The organism is Shinella sp. JR1-6, assembly GCF_004284735.1.
In the GTDB taxonomy this organism is placed as follows: Bacteria; Pseudomonadota; Alphaproteobacteria; order Rhizobiales; family Rhizobiaceae; genus Shinella.
In genome coordinates, this window is record NZ_SHMI01000010.1 from 163,650 (window position 1) to 180,119 (window position 16,470).

Annotated in this window: 15 protein-coding genes; 12 read left to right on the forward strand and 3 right to left on the reverse strand. The window is 63.5% G+C overall.

Going from position 1 to position 16,470, the window contains the following annotated elements; genetic code table 11:
• Positions 1-30 precede the first annotated feature (30 nt).
• Positions 31-1,308, reverse strand: coding sequence for a sugar ABC transporter substrate-binding protein (locus tag EXZ48_RS18820; protein WP_130517616.1), 1,278 nt, complete (start codon positions 1,306-1,308; stop codon positions 31-33).
• Positions 1,309-1,509: 201 nt separating this feature from the next.
• Positions 1,510-2,472, reverse strand: coding sequence for a helix-turn-helix domain-containing protein (locus EXZ48_RS18825; protein ID WP_371260157.1), 963 nt, complete (start codon positions 2,470-2,472; stop codon positions 1,510-1,512).
• A gap of 436 nt (positions 2,473-2,908) precedes the next feature.
• On the opposite strand from EXZ48_RS18825, the gene EXZ48_RS18830 reads away from it, so the two are divergent.
• From EXZ48_RS18830 to EXZ48_RS18865, 8 genes are all read left to right on the forward strand, one after another.
• Positions 2,909-3,601, forward strand: a complete 693-nt coding sequence (locus EXZ48_RS18830; RefSeq protein ID WP_023515416.1) for a GntR family transcriptional regulator — start codon at positions 2,909-2,911, stop codon at positions 3,599-3,601.
• Positions 3,598-4,458 (forward strand): ABC transporter permease, encoded by an 861-nt coding sequence (locus EXZ48_RS18835; RefSeq protein WP_130517618.1) that lies wholly within the window; start codon positions 3,598-3,600, stop codon positions 4,456-4,458. Before EXZ48_RS18830 ends, EXZ48_RS18835 begins: the two co-directional genes overlap by 4 nt.
• Positions 4,455-5,243 (forward strand): ABC transporter permease, encoded by a 789-nt coding sequence (locus EXZ48_RS18840; protein ID WP_130517620.1) that lies wholly within the window; start codon positions 4,455-4,457, stop codon positions 5,241-5,243. Before EXZ48_RS18835 ends, EXZ48_RS18840 begins: the two co-directional genes overlap by 4 nt.
• A gap of 27 nt (positions 5,244-5,270) precedes the next feature.
• Positions 5,271-6,299: a PotD/PotF family extracellular solute-binding protein gene (locus EXZ48_RS18845; RefSeq protein WP_024269880.1), complete on the forward strand. Its 1,029-nt coding sequence runs from the start codon at positions 5,271-5,273 to the stop codon at positions 6,297-6,299.
• A gap of 100 nt (positions 6,300-6,399) precedes the next feature.
• Entirely contained in the window at positions 6,400-7,491 is a 1,092-nt protein-coding gene (locus tag EXZ48_RS18850) for an ABC transporter ATP-binding protein (protein ID WP_245462196.1), read from the forward strand.
• A 14-nt stretch (positions 7,492-7,505) separates the two neighbouring features.
• On the forward strand, positions 7,506-8,201 hold the full coding sequence (locus EXZ48_RS18855; RefSeq protein WP_130517623.1) for an RraA family protein: 696 nt from the start codon (positions 7,506-7,508) through the stop codon (positions 8,199-8,201).
• Entirely contained in the window at positions 8,194-8,916 is a 723-nt protein-coding gene (locus tag EXZ48_RS18860) for an HpcH/HpaI aldolase/citrate lyase family protein (RefSeq protein ID WP_130517625.1), read from the forward strand. The genes EXZ48_RS18855 and EXZ48_RS18860 overlap by 8 nt, the downstream gene beginning before the upstream one ends.
• A 27-nt stretch (positions 8,917-8,943) precedes the next feature.
• Positions 8,944-10,557, forward strand: a complete 1,614-nt coding sequence (locus tag EXZ48_RS18865; RefSeq protein WP_130517627.1) for a 5-guanidino-2-oxopentanoate decarboxylase — start codon at positions 8,944-8,946, stop codon at positions 10,555-10,557.
• A gap of 101 nt (positions 10,558-10,658) precedes the next feature.
• Here EXZ48_RS18865 and EXZ48_RS18870 read toward each other — a convergent pair whose 3' ends face one another.
• Complete coding sequence (locus EXZ48_RS18870) at positions 10,659-11,477, reverse strand: LysR family transcriptional regulator (RefSeq protein ID WP_245462198.1); 819 nt, start codon at positions 11,475-11,477, stop codon at positions 10,659-10,661.
• A gap of 125 nt (positions 11,478-11,602) precedes the next feature.
• Between EXZ48_RS18870 and EXZ48_RS18875 the strand changes: the two genes are divergently transcribed.
• From EXZ48_RS18875 to EXZ48_RS18890, 4 genes are all read left to right on the forward strand, one after another.
• Positions 11,603-12,772, forward strand: coding sequence for a four-carbon acid sugar kinase family protein (locus EXZ48_RS18875; RefSeq protein WP_130517629.1), 1,170 nt, complete (start codon positions 11,603-11,605; stop codon positions 12,770-12,772).
• Positions 12,769-13,770, forward strand: a complete 1,002-nt coding sequence (gene pdxA / locus EXZ48_RS18880; protein ID WP_130517631.1) for a 4-hydroxythreonine-4-phosphate dehydrogenase PdxA — start codon at positions 12,769-12,771, stop codon at positions 13,768-13,770. The genes EXZ48_RS18875 and pdxA overlap by 4 nt, the downstream gene beginning before the upstream one ends.
• Before the next feature lies 1 nt (position 13,771).
• Complete coding sequence (locus EXZ48_RS18885; protein ID WP_130517633.1) at positions 13,772-14,470, forward strand: 4-hydroxythreonine-4-phosphate dehydrogenase; 699 nt, start codon at positions 13,772-13,774, stop codon at positions 14,468-14,470.
• Between the two features lie 511 nt (positions 14,471-14,981).
• Complete coding sequence (locus tag EXZ48_RS18890; RefSeq protein ID WP_023516242.1) at positions 14,982-16,460, forward strand: sugar ABC transporter ATP-binding protein; 1,479 nt, start codon at positions 14,982-14,984, stop codon at positions 16,458-16,460.
• Positions 16,461-16,470: the final 10 nt, after the last annotated feature.

The following is a 16,470-nucleotide window of genomic DNA, read 5'->3' on the forward strand; positions in this document are numbered from 1 at the left end:
GAGGCGAAAGCGGCCGCGCGGCTCAAAGGTTTACTGGCTGCGGGCGACGAAGTCCTTGGCGAAACCTTCGAGTTCGGCAAGGCCTTCCTTGATGTCGGAACGCGAGCCGGTGATCAGTTCCTCCAGGATGATGCCCCAGCGGTCGCCGAGATCCGGCCAGAGCGCGCTCTGCCAGAAGTTGACCGCCGTGACCTTGCCGGTATCGGCAAGGGCCTGGCCGAGGTCCGGACCGTAGAGCTTGGCGAAGGCATCGCTCGCCATGATGCTGGTGCGGTTGAGTTCGCCGAACTGGTTGGCCTCCAGGCGCCGCTTCTCGTTCTCCTTCGATGTCGCCCAGGCGATGAAGAGGCCGGCGCAGGCCTTGGAGGCATCGTCCGGGTTGGCCTTGGTGCCGATGGCAAGGCCGTGGCCGTAGCCGCCGCCCGTCAAGGGCGTCGGGGGCGGCAGGTAGCCGACCTTGCCGACGACCTGCGAGGTCTTCGGATCGATCGCGAGGCCGGCGAGCGGCGTGGATTCGATCAGGATGGCGACCTGGCCCGAAAGGAAGGCGCCGGTCGATTCATCCCAGCTGCCGGTCTGCGTGCCGGGCGCGGAATATTTGAAGAGGTCGAGATAGGTCTGCGTCGCCTTTACGGCCGCCTCGCTGTTGAAGGCGGGCGCGTTGCCGTTGAACCATTCCCCGCCGAAACCCTTGAAATAGGGCATCCAGCGCCAGACATTGGCACCCGATCCGCGCTGGCCGCGCAGCGCAATGCCATAGACGCCCTTGTCCGGCTGGTGCAGTTTCTGGACAGCGTCCTTCAGTTCATCGAGCGTTGTCGGCGGCTTGATGCCTGCCGCCTCCAGGAGGTCCCTGCGGTAGACCATCAGGTCGCCGCCGCCCGTAACGGGTGCGAACCAGACCTTGCCGTCATAGGTCGCGACCTTCTGGCGGCCGGGGTCGAAATCCGCATAGTCGTATTCTTCGGGATAATAGTCGGTGAGCGGCACGACCCAGCCGGAGGAAGCGAAAAGCGCAACATTCGCCTCATCGACATAATACACGTTGTATTTGCCAATGGTGGAGGCATCCGCCTTGGTCTTGGCGCGCCGGTCATTCTCGTTGAGATAGTCGATCTCGAAGGATGCGCCGCCGGAGAGCTTGGTAAACTCGTCCTTGTAACCTTCCAGAAGCGTCAGGCCGTCGCGCGGCTGGGCAAGAATGCGGATCGTGCCGGAGCACTCCGCAGCCAGCGCGATCGACGAGACCGAGCCGGCAAGAAGGCATGCATAGGCGATGCTCGAAGCGAGCGTCTTCACGGATGTCATGGATGAACCTCCCCTAAGGATTCGATGGTCGGCGCGGCTCGACCTCCTCGGGCCGGCGCCAATCTGTCAGCGAACAGTTTCGCTGGTGCTGATATTAGCGAAGAGAACCGGGGGAACTAGCGTGCCTGATGCAGCAATTCTGTACTTTAATGCGAAATGAGATGCTGCAGTGCAGAAATAACACCGTGTTTTCGCAAGGTTTCATCGGCTTGCTGCGGGATCATCCCGAAGCGAGCGACGATGGGGCGCCAGCCGGCGATAGGCCGACGGCGTCATACGGTGCTGTCGCAGAAAGGTGCGGTTGAAATTGGAAATGTTCATGTAACCGACCTCGAAGCAGATGTCGGTAATCGGCATGTCGCCTTCCGCCAGAAGCTTGCAGGCCTGCCAGATGCGCAGCTTGTTGACGTGATCGGTGAAGGTGTTGCCGGTGTTCTTCTTGAAGAAGCGGGAAAAGGCGCTTTCGCTCATGCCAGCAAGGTCCGCGACATCCGCAAGCCGGATATCGGTTGCGAAGTTGCGGTAGATGAAGACGAGGGCGCGCTGGAGGACATCGAGCGTCTCGGCATCGAGCTTCGGCGAATATTCCGGGGAAGACAGAATGTCATAGTCGCTGGACGTGCCGAGCAGGTCGAGCAGCTGAAGGAAGAGGGCAAAGCGGGCGACGCCCTTTTCCGCCCCCATGCGCTCGACCAGGTCGGCGCCCTTGGCCAGCGTTTCACCGTGAAAGACGAGGCCGCGCTGGGCGCGGGAGAAGAAATCCTCGAGTTGGGCAAATTCCGGGATCAGCCGTGTCGCCTCGCGGATCCGGTCGGGATGGAACTGGAGCACGACGTCCCGCCCCTCGATCACCTCACCCGGCGCCGTCATCGTCACCCAGTCATGCGGCAGGTCGCTACCGATGACGGTGAGATAGGTCGCCGAAAAAGCGCCGATATAGTCACCGACAAAGGCAATGCCCGTGCCCTTGCGGATCAGATGGATCTCGAATTCCGGGTGGAAATTCCAGACGTTGCGCTCCCAGGGATAGTCATCGAGCCGCCAGAGAAAGCTTTCGTCGATGCCGGTGATGATGTGCTCGAAGGTCGGTGTGCTTGAGGAAAACGGACCGGGTCTTGGGTCTGCAGCGCTCTGGGCTTCACGCATCCTGGTGAGAGTGGCCACATTCTTCTCCGGCAGGGTTTCACTCGACGGAAGGTGCAGGCGAGCGATCACCGGTGCGGTTTGGAGCCACGCCTTCCGCTCCCATTGTGGCGTGGAACAGACGCCGGGACAATCCGTACCCACTGCAGCTACCCGTTCACGCAGCCGATGACGCCGCGGCCGGGGGGATAAAACACGTCTCTCTAGCCGGACGGAATGTTGCTGGCACCATTGGTAAGCGCTGTTGTTTGCGCAATCGGCGACTTCGCCTCCACCGCTTTCCGAGGGCCCCGCTCCCGGCCAAAGTCGTCGGTTGCCCATCCAAACCCTTCCCTCTCAGGCGCTTCGTGCATGGCCCGATTTTCCGGCCTGTCACTTTCATCGGATTTTATCGAGAGCCGTTGACAGGAAATATTTCGACGATATCTTAAAAATATATTTTATGGAGCGACAAGCCTTGCAGCCCTTCTCCACCAAGAAAATGCGCCTCAGCGACGTCGCCTATCACGGGCTGCGCACCGCCATCATCAAGGCCGAGCTGCTGCCGGGATCACCGATCGACGAGAAGGAATGCATGGAGCGCCTGTCGGTCGGTCGCACGCCGCTGCGCGAGGCGCTGCAGCGACTGGCACAGGAGGACCTGCTGCTCGCGGTGCCGCAGCGAGGCTATTTCGTCTCCTCCACGTCCGCGACGGATTTCTTCCAGCTCCAGGAATTTCGCCTCCAGGCCGAAGTCTGGGCCGCCCGCCTTGCCGCGACGCGCATCAGCGACGCCCAGCTCGATCGCCTCGCCGCGCTGATCGAGGAAGCGCGGGCCGGTGTCGAAGCAAAGCGCATGGAGATCGAATGGCATCTCGGCATCGATGAGGAGATGCACAAGCTGATCGCCGAAGCCTCCGGCAACACCTACCTGATGCAGGCGCTGAACCGCCTCTACGCGCTCTCGGTGCGCAGCCTCTATGTCTCGCGGATGCCGGTGGCGCTGCTCTTCGAAGACCTGAAGGACATGGTGGTCATCCACGAAGCACTCGCGAGCCGCGACCCGGACCAGGCCGAGACCGCGATGCGTGCGCATCTTTCCGTCAGCGCGACGAACCTCATCCGCCCGGTCGAGCCCGCCCGCCAGGCCCGCGTGGAGATCCGCAAGTGACCGCCGCGCGCCGCGGCAACCTCGTGACGCTGGCGCTTCTCGCCCCGTCCCTCCTCAGCGCCATCCTTCTCCTTGTCATCCCGATCCTGATCGTCATCGCCTTCTCCTTCGCCGAGCAGGACACCTATGGCGGTGCAAAATTCGGCTTCACGCTGGCGAGCTACCGCGAGCTCTTCCAGGCCATCTATGTGCCGATCTTCGTCAATTCGCTCCAGCTCGCCGCTGTCTCCACCTTCGTCTGTCTGCTGGTCGGCTATCCCATCGCCTATTTTATCGCGCTGCGCGCCGGCCGTTACGCCGGCATCCTGCTCGCGCTGCTGCTCATCCCGTTCTGGATCGATTTCATCGTGCGTATGTCGGCCTGGATGGTGCTGCTCGGCCGGAGCGGCACGATCAACAGCGCGCTTCTCGGCCTCGGTTTGGTCGAACAGCCAATCCGCATGATCGGCACCTATCCCGCCGTGCTCGTCGGCATGCTCTATGCCTTCCTGCCGACGACGGTGCTGCCGATCCACGCCGCGCTGAACGGCCTCGACAAGCGGCTGCTCGAAGCCGCCGACGATCTCGGCGCGACACCGCTGCAATCCTTCTGGCGCGTCACCTTCCCGCTGTCTCTGCCGGGCGTCATGGCGGCGATCCTCTTCGTCTTCGTGCCGGCCATGGGCGTCTATGCCATCCCGGTCCTGCTCGGCGGCGGCAAGAGCATCATTCTCGGCAACCTCATCCTCCAGCTCTTCCTCGATTTCCGCAATATCCCGCTGGGCGCGGCTGTCTCCGTCGTGCTGCTCGCCATCTCCTCGGTCATCATCGTCTGCTACATGCGCGTGCTGCGCTCGGTCGAGGAGGCACGGGCATGAGGAAGGTTCTTTCGCTCTACGTCCCCGCCGCAACGCTCATCGGCTATATTTTCCTCTTTGCACCGCTCGTCGTCCTCGTCGTCTACGCCTTCAATGCCGGCCGCTCGACGGTGATCTGGGAAGGCTTTTCGCTCGCCTGGTTCGCCGAGGCGCTGGGCGACCGGGGCCTCCGCGCCGGCTTGCAGGTCAGCGTCATCGTCGCGGTCGCCTCGGCCGCGCTTGCCACCGCCATCGGCGCGAGCGCCGCGCTCGCCGTCGTCAAGCGGCCTTTCGCCGGCAAGAACCTCTTCTCGACGCTCGTCATCGCCCCGCTCGTGCTGCCGGAGATCGTGCTCGCCGTCGGCCTCCTCGTCGCAACCGTCTGGACCGGCGTTCCACTCGGCTACGGCACGTTGATTGCCGGCCATGTGCTGGTATCGATCCCCTTCAGCTTCCTCATCGTGCGCGCCGCCGCCTCGGGTCTCGATCCGCGTCTCGACGAGGCCGCCGCCGATCTCGGCGCAAACGGCCGGCAAGCCTTCCTGCGGGTGACGCTGCCTTTGCTCGCTCCGGCCATCCTCTCGGCCTTCCTGCTCTGCGCGGTCATCTCCTTCGACAATTTCGTCGTCTCGACCTTCGTCTCCGGTGTCGGCTCCACGCCGCTGCCGATCCAGATCTACGCCGCGCTGAAAACCGGCCTTACGCCCAAGATCAACGCGCTCGGCGCCATGCTGATCGCCGTCAACGTCATCGTCATCCTGATCGTCATGGGACGCTATCTCAAGACGGTCCGCAAACCATCATAACCACCAACCAAAATGGGGAATGCGACAATGAAAAACTGGAGAACCCTTCTTGCCTCGGTCAGCCTGATCGCCTTTGCATCGGGCGCCTCGGCCGCCGAACTCAACATCTATGCCTGGTCCGGCGAAGTGCCGCAGGAGATCGTCGACGATTTTGCCAAGGAGACCGGCATCACCGTCACCTTCGACACCTACGATTCCAACGAAACGATGATGGCGAAGCTTTCGGCCGGCGCCAGCGGCTACGACCTCATCGAGCCGAGCCAGTACACCGTGCAGGTGCTCGCCAAGCAGGGCCTGCTGAAAGAACTCGACCACGCGAAAATCCCGAACCTCGGCAATCTCGGCGCACCGTTCAAGGACGTCTCCTACGATCCCGGCCAGAAGTGGTCTGTACCCTATATCTGGGGCACGACGGGTTTTGCCTATAACGAGGATTGCGTGAAAACCCCGCCGACGAGCTGGAAGGCACTGTGGGACCCGCAGTATGAAGGCCGCATCTACATGCTCGACAACATGCTGGCCGCCTATATCGCCGGCCTCCAGGTCAACGGCTTCAAGGCCGGCACCACCACGCCCGCGGAAATCGAAAAGGCGACCCAGTCGCTCATCGACCAGAAGAAGGTGCTCGGCGGTTACAACAGCACGAATTTCGGCGATCTCGTCGCCTCGGGCGAAGCCTGCATCGTGCAGGGCTGGAACGGTTCGATCGCGCAGGTGATGGCGACCAATCCGAAGGTCAAGTATGTCGTGCCGGATGAAGGCGGCTCGATGTGGATCGACGGTTTCGCCATTCCGTCCTCGGCGAAAAATGTCGAAGAAGCCTACAAGTTCATCGACTACATCATGCGCCCGGATGTGGCCGCCAAGGCAGCGAACCTTTCGAAGTCCGCAACCGTGATCGACAAGGCGAAAGAACTGCTGCCGAAGGAAGTCGTGGAGAACGCCGCCATCTATCCCGCGGAAGACAAGCTGATGAAGGCCGACTTCATCCTCGACGTGGGTGACGCGACAAAACTCTACCAGGACGGCTGGACCAAGGTGAAGACCGCCCAGTAAAGCGCTTGCGGCGACCGGCTCCAAACCTCCGGCCGCCCCTCCCCTTTCATCACGAGTTCTGAACGATATGCCGCCTGACACCACGACAGGGACGGCCGGCGTGAGCCGTGCCGCCATCGAACTGATCGATATCCGAAAAGCCTTCGGCACCGCCGGCGGCGAGACGACCTACGCCGTCGACCGGATGAACCTTTCCATCCAGGCGGGCGAGTTCTTCACCTTCCTCGGTCCCTCCGGCTGCGGCAAGACGACGACGCTGCGCATGATCGCCGGCTTCGAGGAGCCGACCTCCGGCCGCCTGCTGCTCGACGGCAAGGACGTCACCGGCATTCCCGCCCACCAGCGCAACGTCAACACCGTGTTCCAGAGCTACGCGCTCTTCCCGCATCTCACCGTCGGCGAGAATGTCGGCTTCGGTCTTTCGGTGAAGGGCGTCGGCAAGGACGAGATCCGCCAGCGCGTCAAGGCTGCGCTCGAAAGCGTGCACATGGTGCACGCCATCGACCGCAAACCCTCCGCGTTATCCGGCGGCCAGCAGCAGCGTGTCGCGCTCGCCCGCGCGCTGATCAACCGCCCCTCCGTGCTGCTGCTCGACGAACCCTTCGGCGCACTCGATCTGAAACTTCGGCGGGAGATGCAGATGGAGGTGAAGGACATGCAGCGCAAGCTCGGCATCACCTTCATCTTCGTCACGCACGACCAGGAGGAGGCGCTGACCATGTCGGACCGCATCGCGGTCATGAACAACGGCACCGTCCAGCAGGTCGGCGGCCCCGCCGACATCTACGAGCGCCCCGCCAACCGCTTCACCGCCGGCTTCATCGGCGACATGAACCTGATCGATGCGCGCGTTCTCGGCCGCAACGGCGAGGACCTCATCGTCGAAGCCGCCGACGGCCGCTTCGAAATGCCCTGCACCCTACCGCTTAACGCCGGCGATGCCTGCACCCTCGCGATCCGCCCGGAAGCCCTGCACTTCCTCGCGGGCGAGACCGGCGGGGCGATCCGCTTTTCCGGGACGGTCAGCGACGCCGTCTACATCGGCACCGACACCGTCTACGGCCTGGCGCTCCCCGACGGCACGCGCCTCCACGCCCGGGTCCGAAACGGCGACGGCCCGCCGCCCCCCCGAACCGAAGAGCCAGGCACGCTTGCCTGCGCCCCCTCCGCCATCAGACTTCTCACGCAATAGGACGCATTTCCATCATGTCGATCAAATCCTACCGGATCGCCGATCCCGCGCCGCAACTCGACGCCGGCCTTCTCGCCCGCTTCGCCCGCGTCGAGGCCGCGACTGTCGGCCACTACCTGCACGACCGTTTCATGCGCAATGACCTGCGCCCGCTGATCGACGGCGTGCGCATCGCCGGCACCGCCCAGACCGTCTCGATCCCCGGCCCCGATTCCACCCTGCTCTACCACGCGATGGACCGGGTGCGCCCCGGCGACATCCTCGTCATCGACCGGGCCGGCGACGAGCGCCACGCCGCCTGGGGCGGTTTCATGGCGGCGGTCGCCAAGGAGCGCGGCCTTGCCGCCGTCATCGTCGACGGCATGATCACCGATCCCGCCGCCATCATCGAGGCCGGCGTTCCGACCTGGGCGCGCGGCGTCTCGCCGATCACCACGAAACTGCTCAATCTCGGCGGCGGCTACAACATCCCCGTCTCCTGCGGCGGCGTCACCGTCAATCCCGGCGATGCGATCCTCGCCGACGATTGCGGCATCCTCGTTCTGCCGCCGGCCGAGGTCGCGGGCATTGCCGACGTCGCCCTCGCCGACCAGGAGGATGAGGGAAGCTGGGTCGCGCGCATCCGCGACGGCGCGAAATTGCAGGATCTCGTCGATATCGCCGCCATGATCGCCGAGCGGCAGAACAAGGATGGAGCCGCCCATGGCTGACACGCTGAACAATCTCGCCGTCTGGCTCTCCACGCCGCACCAGGCGATGATCGAAATCGCCCACGACATCGGCTACTGCCATGTGGTGCTCGATATCGAGCACGGCCTGTTCGACCTTGAAGCCCTCGACCGTATCCTCGCGCTCGGCAAGGCGCTCGGCATGACCATGCACGCCAAGGTGCTGGGACCGGAGGCGATCCCGATCCAGCAGGCGCTCGACATGGGCGCCGACAGCGTCATCATCCCCCATATCGGCGATGTCGAGCACGCCCGCCGCGTCACCGCCTCGGCCAAATACCCGACCCTCGGCACGCGCAGTTTTTCCGGCACCCGCCCCGCCCGCTACGGCGGCGTGAAGCCGGAGTACTATGACAACGAGAACGCCAAGACGCGCTGCTATCCGATGATCGAGTCGGCCGCCGCGCTGAAGGATGTCGAGGCGATCCTCGCCCTGCCGACCGTCGACGGCCTCTTCGTCGGGCCGAGCGACCTCTCGCTCGATTCCGGCCGCGGCGCCTATCGCAACACGGATGCCGACAAGGCCGATCTCAAGACGATCGCGGACGCCGCCGCGAAAGCCGGCAAACCCTGGATCATGCCCGCCTGGTCGCGCAGCGAGCGCGCCTTCGCGCAAAACCTCGGCGCGAGCCTGATGGTCGTCGCCGACGAATACGGCTCGATCTGGATGGGCCTCGAAGACGCCGCCAAACCCTGACACCGCCTTTCCGAACGGATTTTTTCCATGAACGAGACCATTTCCTGCGGCAGCCGCCTGATGCAGATTCTCAAAGCCTATGGCGTCGATACCGTGTTCGGCATGCCGGGCGTGCACACGCTCGAAGCCTATCGCGGCATGGACGCCGCCGGCATCCGCCATATCGGCGTGCGCCATGAACAGGGCGCCGGCTTCATGGCCGACGGTTATGCCCGCATGTCGGGCAAGCCGGGCGTCTGCGTGCTGATCTCCGGCCCCGGCGTCACCAATGCCGCAACGCCCATCGGCCAGGCCTATTCCGACAGCGTGCCGATGCTGGTCATCACGTCGGTCGCCGCCAACAAGGACCTCGGCATGGGCCGCGGCACGCTGCACGAGATCACCGACCAGTCGGCCGTCACCCGCCCCCTCACCGCCTTTTCAGAAACCGCCACCAGTCCCGAGCAGGTGCGCGAATACATCGCCCGCGCCTTCGCCCTCTTCGAAAGCGGCCGCCCGCGCCCCGTCCATCTCTCGATCCCGCTCGACGTCTTCAAGGCGCCGGACGACAGGCCGGCGAGCCGCCGCACCACCGCCCGCCGCCGCGCCCCCGATAGCGCACAGGTCGAAGCCGCCGCCGCCATTCTCAATTCGGCCAAACGCCCGGTGATCCTTGCTGGCGGCGGCGCGGTCTCGGCCGCTGCGGAAGTGAAAGCGCTCGCGGAAAAGATCGGCGCGGCCGTGGTGCCGACCATCGCCGCCAAGGGCATCCTGCCCGACGACCACCCGCTCGCCCTGGAGGTGACGGTCGACCGCCCCGCGACCCAGGCTTTCGTGCACGACGCTGACGCCGTGCTGCTCGTCGGCACCGAGCTTGCCGAACCCGATATCTGGCTCGACGGCCGGCTGCCGATGACCGGCAAGCTCATCCGCATCGACATCGACCCGGCAACGCTGGTGCGCGACTATGACGTCGATGTCGCGATGGAGGCGGATTCGAAGCTGGCGCTCGCTGCGATCACTGAGACGGTCGCGCCAGCCGCGGGCTTCAAGGAAAGCAACGCCATCGCCGAACTGCGCGCCACGGAACGTGCCGGGCTGAGCCCGCTTGAGCAGAAACACGTCCGCGTGCTCGACAGCCTGCGCAACGCCATCCCCGACGACGGCGTGATCTACACAGACATGACGCAGCTCGCCTATACCGGCTACGCCTTCTACCGCAGCGCCCTGCCGCGCACCTGGCATTTCCCCGCCGGCTTCGGCACGCTGGGTTATGCCCTTCCCGCGGCCATCGGCGGCAAGATCGCGAGCCCGAAAACGCCGGTCGCCGTCATCGTCGGCGACGGCGGTTTCCAGTTCACGCTGCAGGAACTCGGCACCGCCGTGGAAAACAAGCTGCCACTCGCCATCATTCTCTGGAACAACAACAGCCTCGCCCAGATCCGCGACGGCATGATCGCCCGCGACATCCCGACCATTGGCGTCAACCAGCACAATCCGGATTTCGTCAAGCTCGCCGAAGCCTATGGCTGCCATACGGCCGAGCCCCAAAGTTTTGCAGAGCTGGAAGCCGCGGTGAAAGCCGCTTTTGCCGCAGATGGGCCGACGGTGATTCATGTCCAGGAATCCGCACCGTTCCTGGGAGCCAGCCAGAGCGCTTAACCTCGACTTGACCTGGCGGTATTTCTTTCAGGCGGTCGGCGATGAAAACATCTCCGGCCGGCCTTGTCGGTGGGTGCTCCCGTACGGGACCTGCGACGTTTTTAGGAAGCGTTAAAACCAGCAAGAAGCCATGAAACGAATGTGTCGAGGGATGGGGTTGGCTCGACGGAGGGCGCGCGAATGATGCCGTATTGCGAACCATCCGGCTGGAAGCCCATCGGCGCGACGAGACGGCCCTTGCGGATGTCGTCAATGGCGACAATCTTCGGGCACATGGCAACGCCCAGCCCACTGGCCGCCGCCTCCACCATCAGGAAGTGATGATCGAACCAGCGTGTCGATCGCGGCTTTGGCGCATTCGGACAGGCTGCGGACCATTTGCTCCAGGCGTCGGGCCGGGTCTTTGCGGCGAGCGCGACATAGGCGCCGGCAGAAAATCGGTCCGCCATGTCAGGGTGCATGGCGGGTCCGACTTCCTCGGCAATCATCCGCTCGACATGCCACCGCGGATCGATCGCGAAATCCAGTCGGCGGATGGCCAGCGTGATGCGTTCGCGCGCGAAATCGAAACTGCCGCCCCCGACAGACAGATGAAGGTCGATATCCGGATGGCGGTCCTGGAATTCCGACAGCCGCGGGATCAGCCAGCGCATGGCTACAGATCGCTCGCAGGAAACGACAATCGGCGGCGATGTCTCGACTTTGCGGATATCCTCCAATGCGGCCGAAACCAGCGACAGGGCATCGGTCGCGGCTTGCGCCAATCGCACGCCCTCCTTCGTCAACCGCAGGCCGCGGCCGTCAGGTTCCAGCAGCCTTATACCGAGATGATCTGACAGGTTCGACACACGTCGGCTGACAGCACCATGGGTGAGGTTGAGATCGGCGGCCGCCGCGCGCACGGAACCGAGGCGCGCCACGGTCTCGAACGCGTGAGGTCATCGAGAGAGGAAAGGTCCGACCGTTTCATTGGTGATATAATATCACCAGTATTCGTCAGATCATATCGATTTTTCTTCCGCTCACCCGCTGATATCCAGGGTTCATGGAAGAGATCATTGACCAGAACGAACATGTCGGCATCGTCGCCGATGACCTGACGAGCGCTGCAGATGGAGCCGGCGCCTTCTTGACGTACGGCTATCAACCACTCGTCCGCCGGCAGCGGCAGGCGAGCGTCGGTGCACCGGTCGTCGCCGTCGATACCGGCAGCCGGCTCATGGAAGAGGCCGATGCCATGCGTGCAACCGGGCAGGCGATCACGTCGCTTGCCGGCTGCCGGCACCTCTACAAGACAATCGATTCCACCCTGCGCGGTCACATTCGTGCGGAAATTGCCGCGGCGTTCAAGGCCAGTGGTCGGCCACGGCTGGTAATCGCTCCGGCATTTCCGACCGCGGGACGCACCACGGTTGACGGTATCCAGCTCCTGCACGGTGTGCCGGTCGCACAGACCGCCTATGGCCACGACCCAGTTCATCCTGCGCGCGCATCGCTGATTGCAGATCTGATCGCACCCGATCTTGGCCGAATGGCAACGGTTCCCGTTAGCGCAACCGACAGCGATATCGGGAAGCACATTGCTGGCGCTTCGATCATCGTCGTCGATGCACACAGCCAGATCCTGCTGAATCGCCGGATTGCAGAGATTGCGAAACACGGCCCGGCTCTGTGGGTCGGATCCCCGGGCATGGCCGAGGCCCTGGCCGCGGTCGTCGGCCAATCGCCCGATCGCCAGACCTTCACGCCCCCAAACGCTCCGCGTCGCATTCTCGTCCTCGTTGGCAGCGCAAATCATCTCAGCCACGCCCAATACGAGGCACTGGCCGCGACTGGCGCCTCGGTCGCCGACAGAGCCGAAGGCATCGCTAAAACGGCATCCGTCGCGTGCATCCATGCCCCGCGCGCACGCACGGCGGATCCGTCGAAAGTCCTCTGCGCACTGGTGGACGAGGCGGACATCGCGCTGTCGCGGCAATGGTACGACGCCATCGTCGCGACCGGCGGAGAAACGATGAGTGCGCTTATGGAGCGGCTTTCCATCCATACGTTCACCCTGGTCAAGGAACTCGAGCCCGGGTTCCCGCTTGGCTGCGCGCGCCTTTCGAACGGACGACCGATACTGCTTGCCATGAAAGCAGGCGGTTTCGGTTCGGTCATGACCTTGTGCAATGCCGCAAATGCCATCCTTCAGATGGGAAGGAAGTCCACATGAAAACCATTCTACGGCCGCTTGCCATTACCATGGGCGACCCGTCGGGTATTGGACCGGAGATCGTCGCGAAGACGCTCCTTGCCCGTGCCGATTTGCGTCACAACGTCGTTGTCGGCGATCCGGCTGTTCTGGCGAAGGCGATCGCCAGGTTCGGCAGCGGGCTGCGCCTGAACGAAATCGATACGGTCGCCGATGCAAAGCCGGATGGCTCCCTGAACGTCCTCGCCTCGTCCAGGGTTGAAACGCCACCCCCGCTCGGTACGGTCAGCGCCGTCAGCGGCCGCTTGGCCTATGATGCTATCGTTGCGGCGATCGACCTTGCCAGGTCAGGTGCGGTCGCTGGAATTGTCACGGCACCAATCCACAAGGAAGCACTGGCTCAGGCCGGGCTTTCCTACCCCGGCCACACGGAAATCCTCGCAGACAGAGGCGGCGCGATGCGCGTGGCGATGATGCTCGCCAATGACGACATCCGCACCGTTCTGGTGACGATCCACTGCTCGCTCGCCGATGCGATCCGCCGGGCGGATTTCCCAGCGCAGATGTCCGCAATCCGCCTCGCCCACCAGGGCGGCCGTGCCCTGGGTATCGCCCATCCCCGTATCGCGGTCGCGGGACTCAATCCGCATGCCGGCGAAGGCGGCCTCTTTGGCGACGAGGAAATCCGCATCATCGCCCCCGCCATTGCGGCAGCCCGCGCGGAGGGCATTAACGCCAGCGGCCCCTGGCCGGGCGATACGGTGTTCATGCAAGCGCGAAACGGCCGCTTCGACGTGGTCGTCGCGCAGTACCACGACCAGGGGCTCATCCCGGTCAAATATCTGGGGCTGGAAAAGGGCGTGAATATCACGCTTGGCCTGTCCTTCATACGCACAAGCCCAGACCATGGCACCGCCTTCGATATCGCGGGCCAGGGCATTGCCGATCCGGGAAGCCTCGAAACAGCAATCGACTATGCCTGCCGACTGACAAGGGCGTCATCCGAACGGGAGAACTGACATGTCCGACACAGACTTCATCTTCATGCTGACCCGCAACGACCGGACGATCCCGGACGCACGGGAGCAACTACCAGCAGTACTTTCAGCGGGCGTTCGTCACATCGGATTCAAGGATATCGGCCTGCCCCTGTCGGTGCCTACCGACCTGAACCGGGAAATCCAGCAGGCGGGTGCAAAAAGTTACCTCGAGGTGGTTTCGCTCGACAGAGACAGCGAGATCGCATCGGTGCGCGCCGCCCTCACGCTCGGGGTCGACTATCTCCTTGGCGGCACCCATGTGGACGATGTGCTTCCCCTCATCGAGGCAAGCGGCCTGCGATACTATCCGTTCCCCGGTCGCATAACCGGGCACCCGAGCATTCTCGAGGGGTCGATGATGGAGATCGTCGCAAGCGCCCGAGACCTTGCAAGCCGCGACGGCGTGCATGGCCTCGACCTCCTTGCCTATCGTGCCGATGTCGACGCCGCGGAACTGATCAGGGCCGTCTGCAACACCGTTGTCAAACCCGTCGTCGTCGCAGGATCCATCGACCGGGCCGAGCGCATCCACGCGGCCGTCAGTGGCCGGGCCGCCGGCTTTACCGTCGGAACCGCGGCCCTTGACGGCCGGTTCCCCGCAGCCATGCCGGGCCTGACCCATCAGCTTCTGGCGATAGCAGCGATCCAGAAACAAACTGGGCGGTTCATCGAAGAGTGAACCTGGAAGCGATCGAGAGCTGACCATCCCTCAATACACTCAAACCGAGGCACGACACTGAACAATAAAACGGCTCTTGAAGAGAGCAGAACCACCGATCCGTTACCCGGATCGGCACTCGAATAATCGCTCTTTGAGATTCAGGGGGGCTCTTTGGACCCTCTGGCATTTTTTCCTTCACATCGCCAGCGACACCTGCCTCCACGGTCGCCACCGACACAGGACAATACAAAATCCCGCCCCACCCAGCGGTAGGAACTGGCGGATGACCACTGCCTGCATGGGCACGACACCCCTCCGGAAAAAGCCCGATCACGCTTACATCCCGATTTAGGTCACAGCTCGAAAAGCGAGGTGTGACAACAAGATACCCGGATGAGAAGCCCTACATTCTTACAAATGACAAACGATGAAGATCGTTTGTCATTTCTTCTGATTGACATTTGTCGATAGATAAACATATTTTGTAAAGCGCGATGAGGGAGTGTCGCGGAAATGCGTGGAGGAATGCATGGGTCCGCTTTTGAAAGTGGAAGGACTGAAAAAGTCCTTTGGCGGCGTTGCCGCACTTCGCGACGGCCGCTTTGAGCTGGAAGCCGGCTCGGTGCACGCGCTGTGCGGCGGCAACGGCGCAGGCAAATCGACGTTCCTTTCCATCCTCATGGGCATCCACAAGCGCGACGGCGGCACGATCCTGCATCGCGGCAACCCGGTGGAGTTCGGCAATCCCGCCGAAGCGCTTCGCTCCGGCATCGCCATCATCGAGCAAGAGCTGAGCCCGGTTCCGCACATGACAGTGGCGGAAAACATCTATCTCGGCCGCGAGCCCTCCGCCCGCTTCGGCGGCATCGATTTCAAGACGATGAACCGCAATGCGCAGGCGCTGCTCGACCGCCTCGAATTCAGCATTTCCGCCACGCAATACATGATGAACCTCTCGGTCGCGCAGATGCAGCTGGTCGAGATCGCCAAGGCACTGAGCCACGAGGCAGACGTCATCTTCATGGACGAGCCGACATCGGCGATCGGCGAAAAGGAGGCCCAGCACCTTTTTTCCGCGATCGAGCGCCTGAAGGCAGAGGGCAAGGGCATCGTCTATGTCTCGCACCGTCTTTCGGAGATCTTCCAGATCGCCGACAGCTACACGGTGTTCCGCGACGGCGGCTTCGTCGGAGCCGGCAAACTTGCCGACATCGATCGGCCCGGTCTCATCCGGATGATCGTCGGCCGCGAGCTCGGCGAGGAGTATATCAAGACCAACACGCCGACCGAGATCGCCGGCCTTGAGGTGACGGGCCTGTCGGCCCCCGGCAAGATCGAAGACATCTCGTTTACCGCCCACAAGGGCGAGATTTTCGGCATCTACGGGCTGATGGGCTCGGGGCGCACAGAAATCTTCAATTGCCTTTTCGGCATGGATCGCCCATCGGCGGGCGACATCCGCCTCGACGGCACGGCCGTGACGATCCGCCAACCGTCCGACGCCATGGCAGAGGGCATCGCCTTTGTCACCGAGGATCGCAAGGTCACGGGCCTCAACCTGACGGACAGCGTGCGCAACAATATCTGCCTGGCCAGCCTGCCGGAAATGAGCCCGGCCTTCGTGATGCGCAAGAGCAACGAGCAGGCCGCCAGCGCCGACATGATCGCCCGCTTTGCCATCAAGGCGGCGCGAGACACGATGCCGGTCTCCGGCCTGTCGGGCGGCAACCAGCAAAAGGTCGTGCTCGGCAAGTGGTTCCTGCGCCAGCCGCGCGTGCTGCTGCTCGACGAGCCGACCCGCGGCGTCGATGTGGGCGCCAAGCGCGAGATCTACCGCGTCATCTGCGATTTTGCCGCGGCCGGCGGCACGGTCGTGATGATCTCCTCCGAAATCGACGAAATTCTGGGAATGTCCGACCGCATCCTCGTGATGCGCCAGGGACGGTCCGCCGGCATCCATGACCGGCGCGAGACCGATGCCCAGTCCCTCGTGCATCTGTCGACCTGACGGAAACGAG

What these genes read in the sequence shown, in the direction of transcription:
- EXZ48_RS18820 (WP_130517616.1), bottom strand. Translation starts at nt 1,308, where the DNA reads ATGACATCCGTGAAGACGCTCGCTTCGAGCATCGCCTATGCATGCCTT.
- EXZ48_RS18840 (WP_130517620.1), top strand. Translation starts at nt 4,455, where the DNA reads ATGAGGAAGGTTCTTTCGCTCTACGTCCCCGCCGCAACGCTCATCGGC.
- EXZ48_RS18845 (WP_024269880.1), top strand. Translation starts at nt 5,271, where the DNA reads ATGAAAAACTGGAGAACCCTTCTTGCCTCGGTCAGCCTGATCGCCTTT.
- EXZ48_RS18855 (WP_130517623.1), top strand. Translation starts at nt 7,506, where the DNA reads ATGTCGATCAAATCCTACCGGATCGCCGATCCCGCGCCGCAACTCGAC.
- EXZ48_RS18860 (WP_130517625.1), top strand. Translation starts at nt 8,194, where the DNA reads ATGGCTGACACGCTGAACAATCTCGCCGTCTGGCTCTCCACGCCGCAC.
- EXZ48_RS18865 (WP_130517627.1), top strand. Translation starts at nt 8,944, where the DNA reads ATGAACGAGACCATTTCCTGCGGCAGCCGCCTGATGCAGATTCTCAAA.
- EXZ48_RS18875 (WP_130517629.1), top strand. Translation starts at nt 11,603, where the DNA reads ATGGAAGAGATCATTGACCAGAACGAACATGTCGGCATCGTCGCCGAT.
- pdxA (WP_130517631.1), top strand. Translation starts at nt 12,769, where the DNA reads ATGAAAACCATTCTACGGCCGCTTGCCATTACCATGGGCGACCCGTCG.
- EXZ48_RS18885 (WP_130517633.1), top strand. Translation starts at nt 13,772, where the DNA reads ATGTCCGACACAGACTTCATCTTCATGCTGACCCGCAACGACCGGACG.
- EXZ48_RS18890 (WP_023516242.1), top strand. Translation starts at nt 14,982, where the DNA reads ATGGGTCCGCTTTTGAAAGTGGAAGGACTGAAAAAGTCCTTTGGCGGC.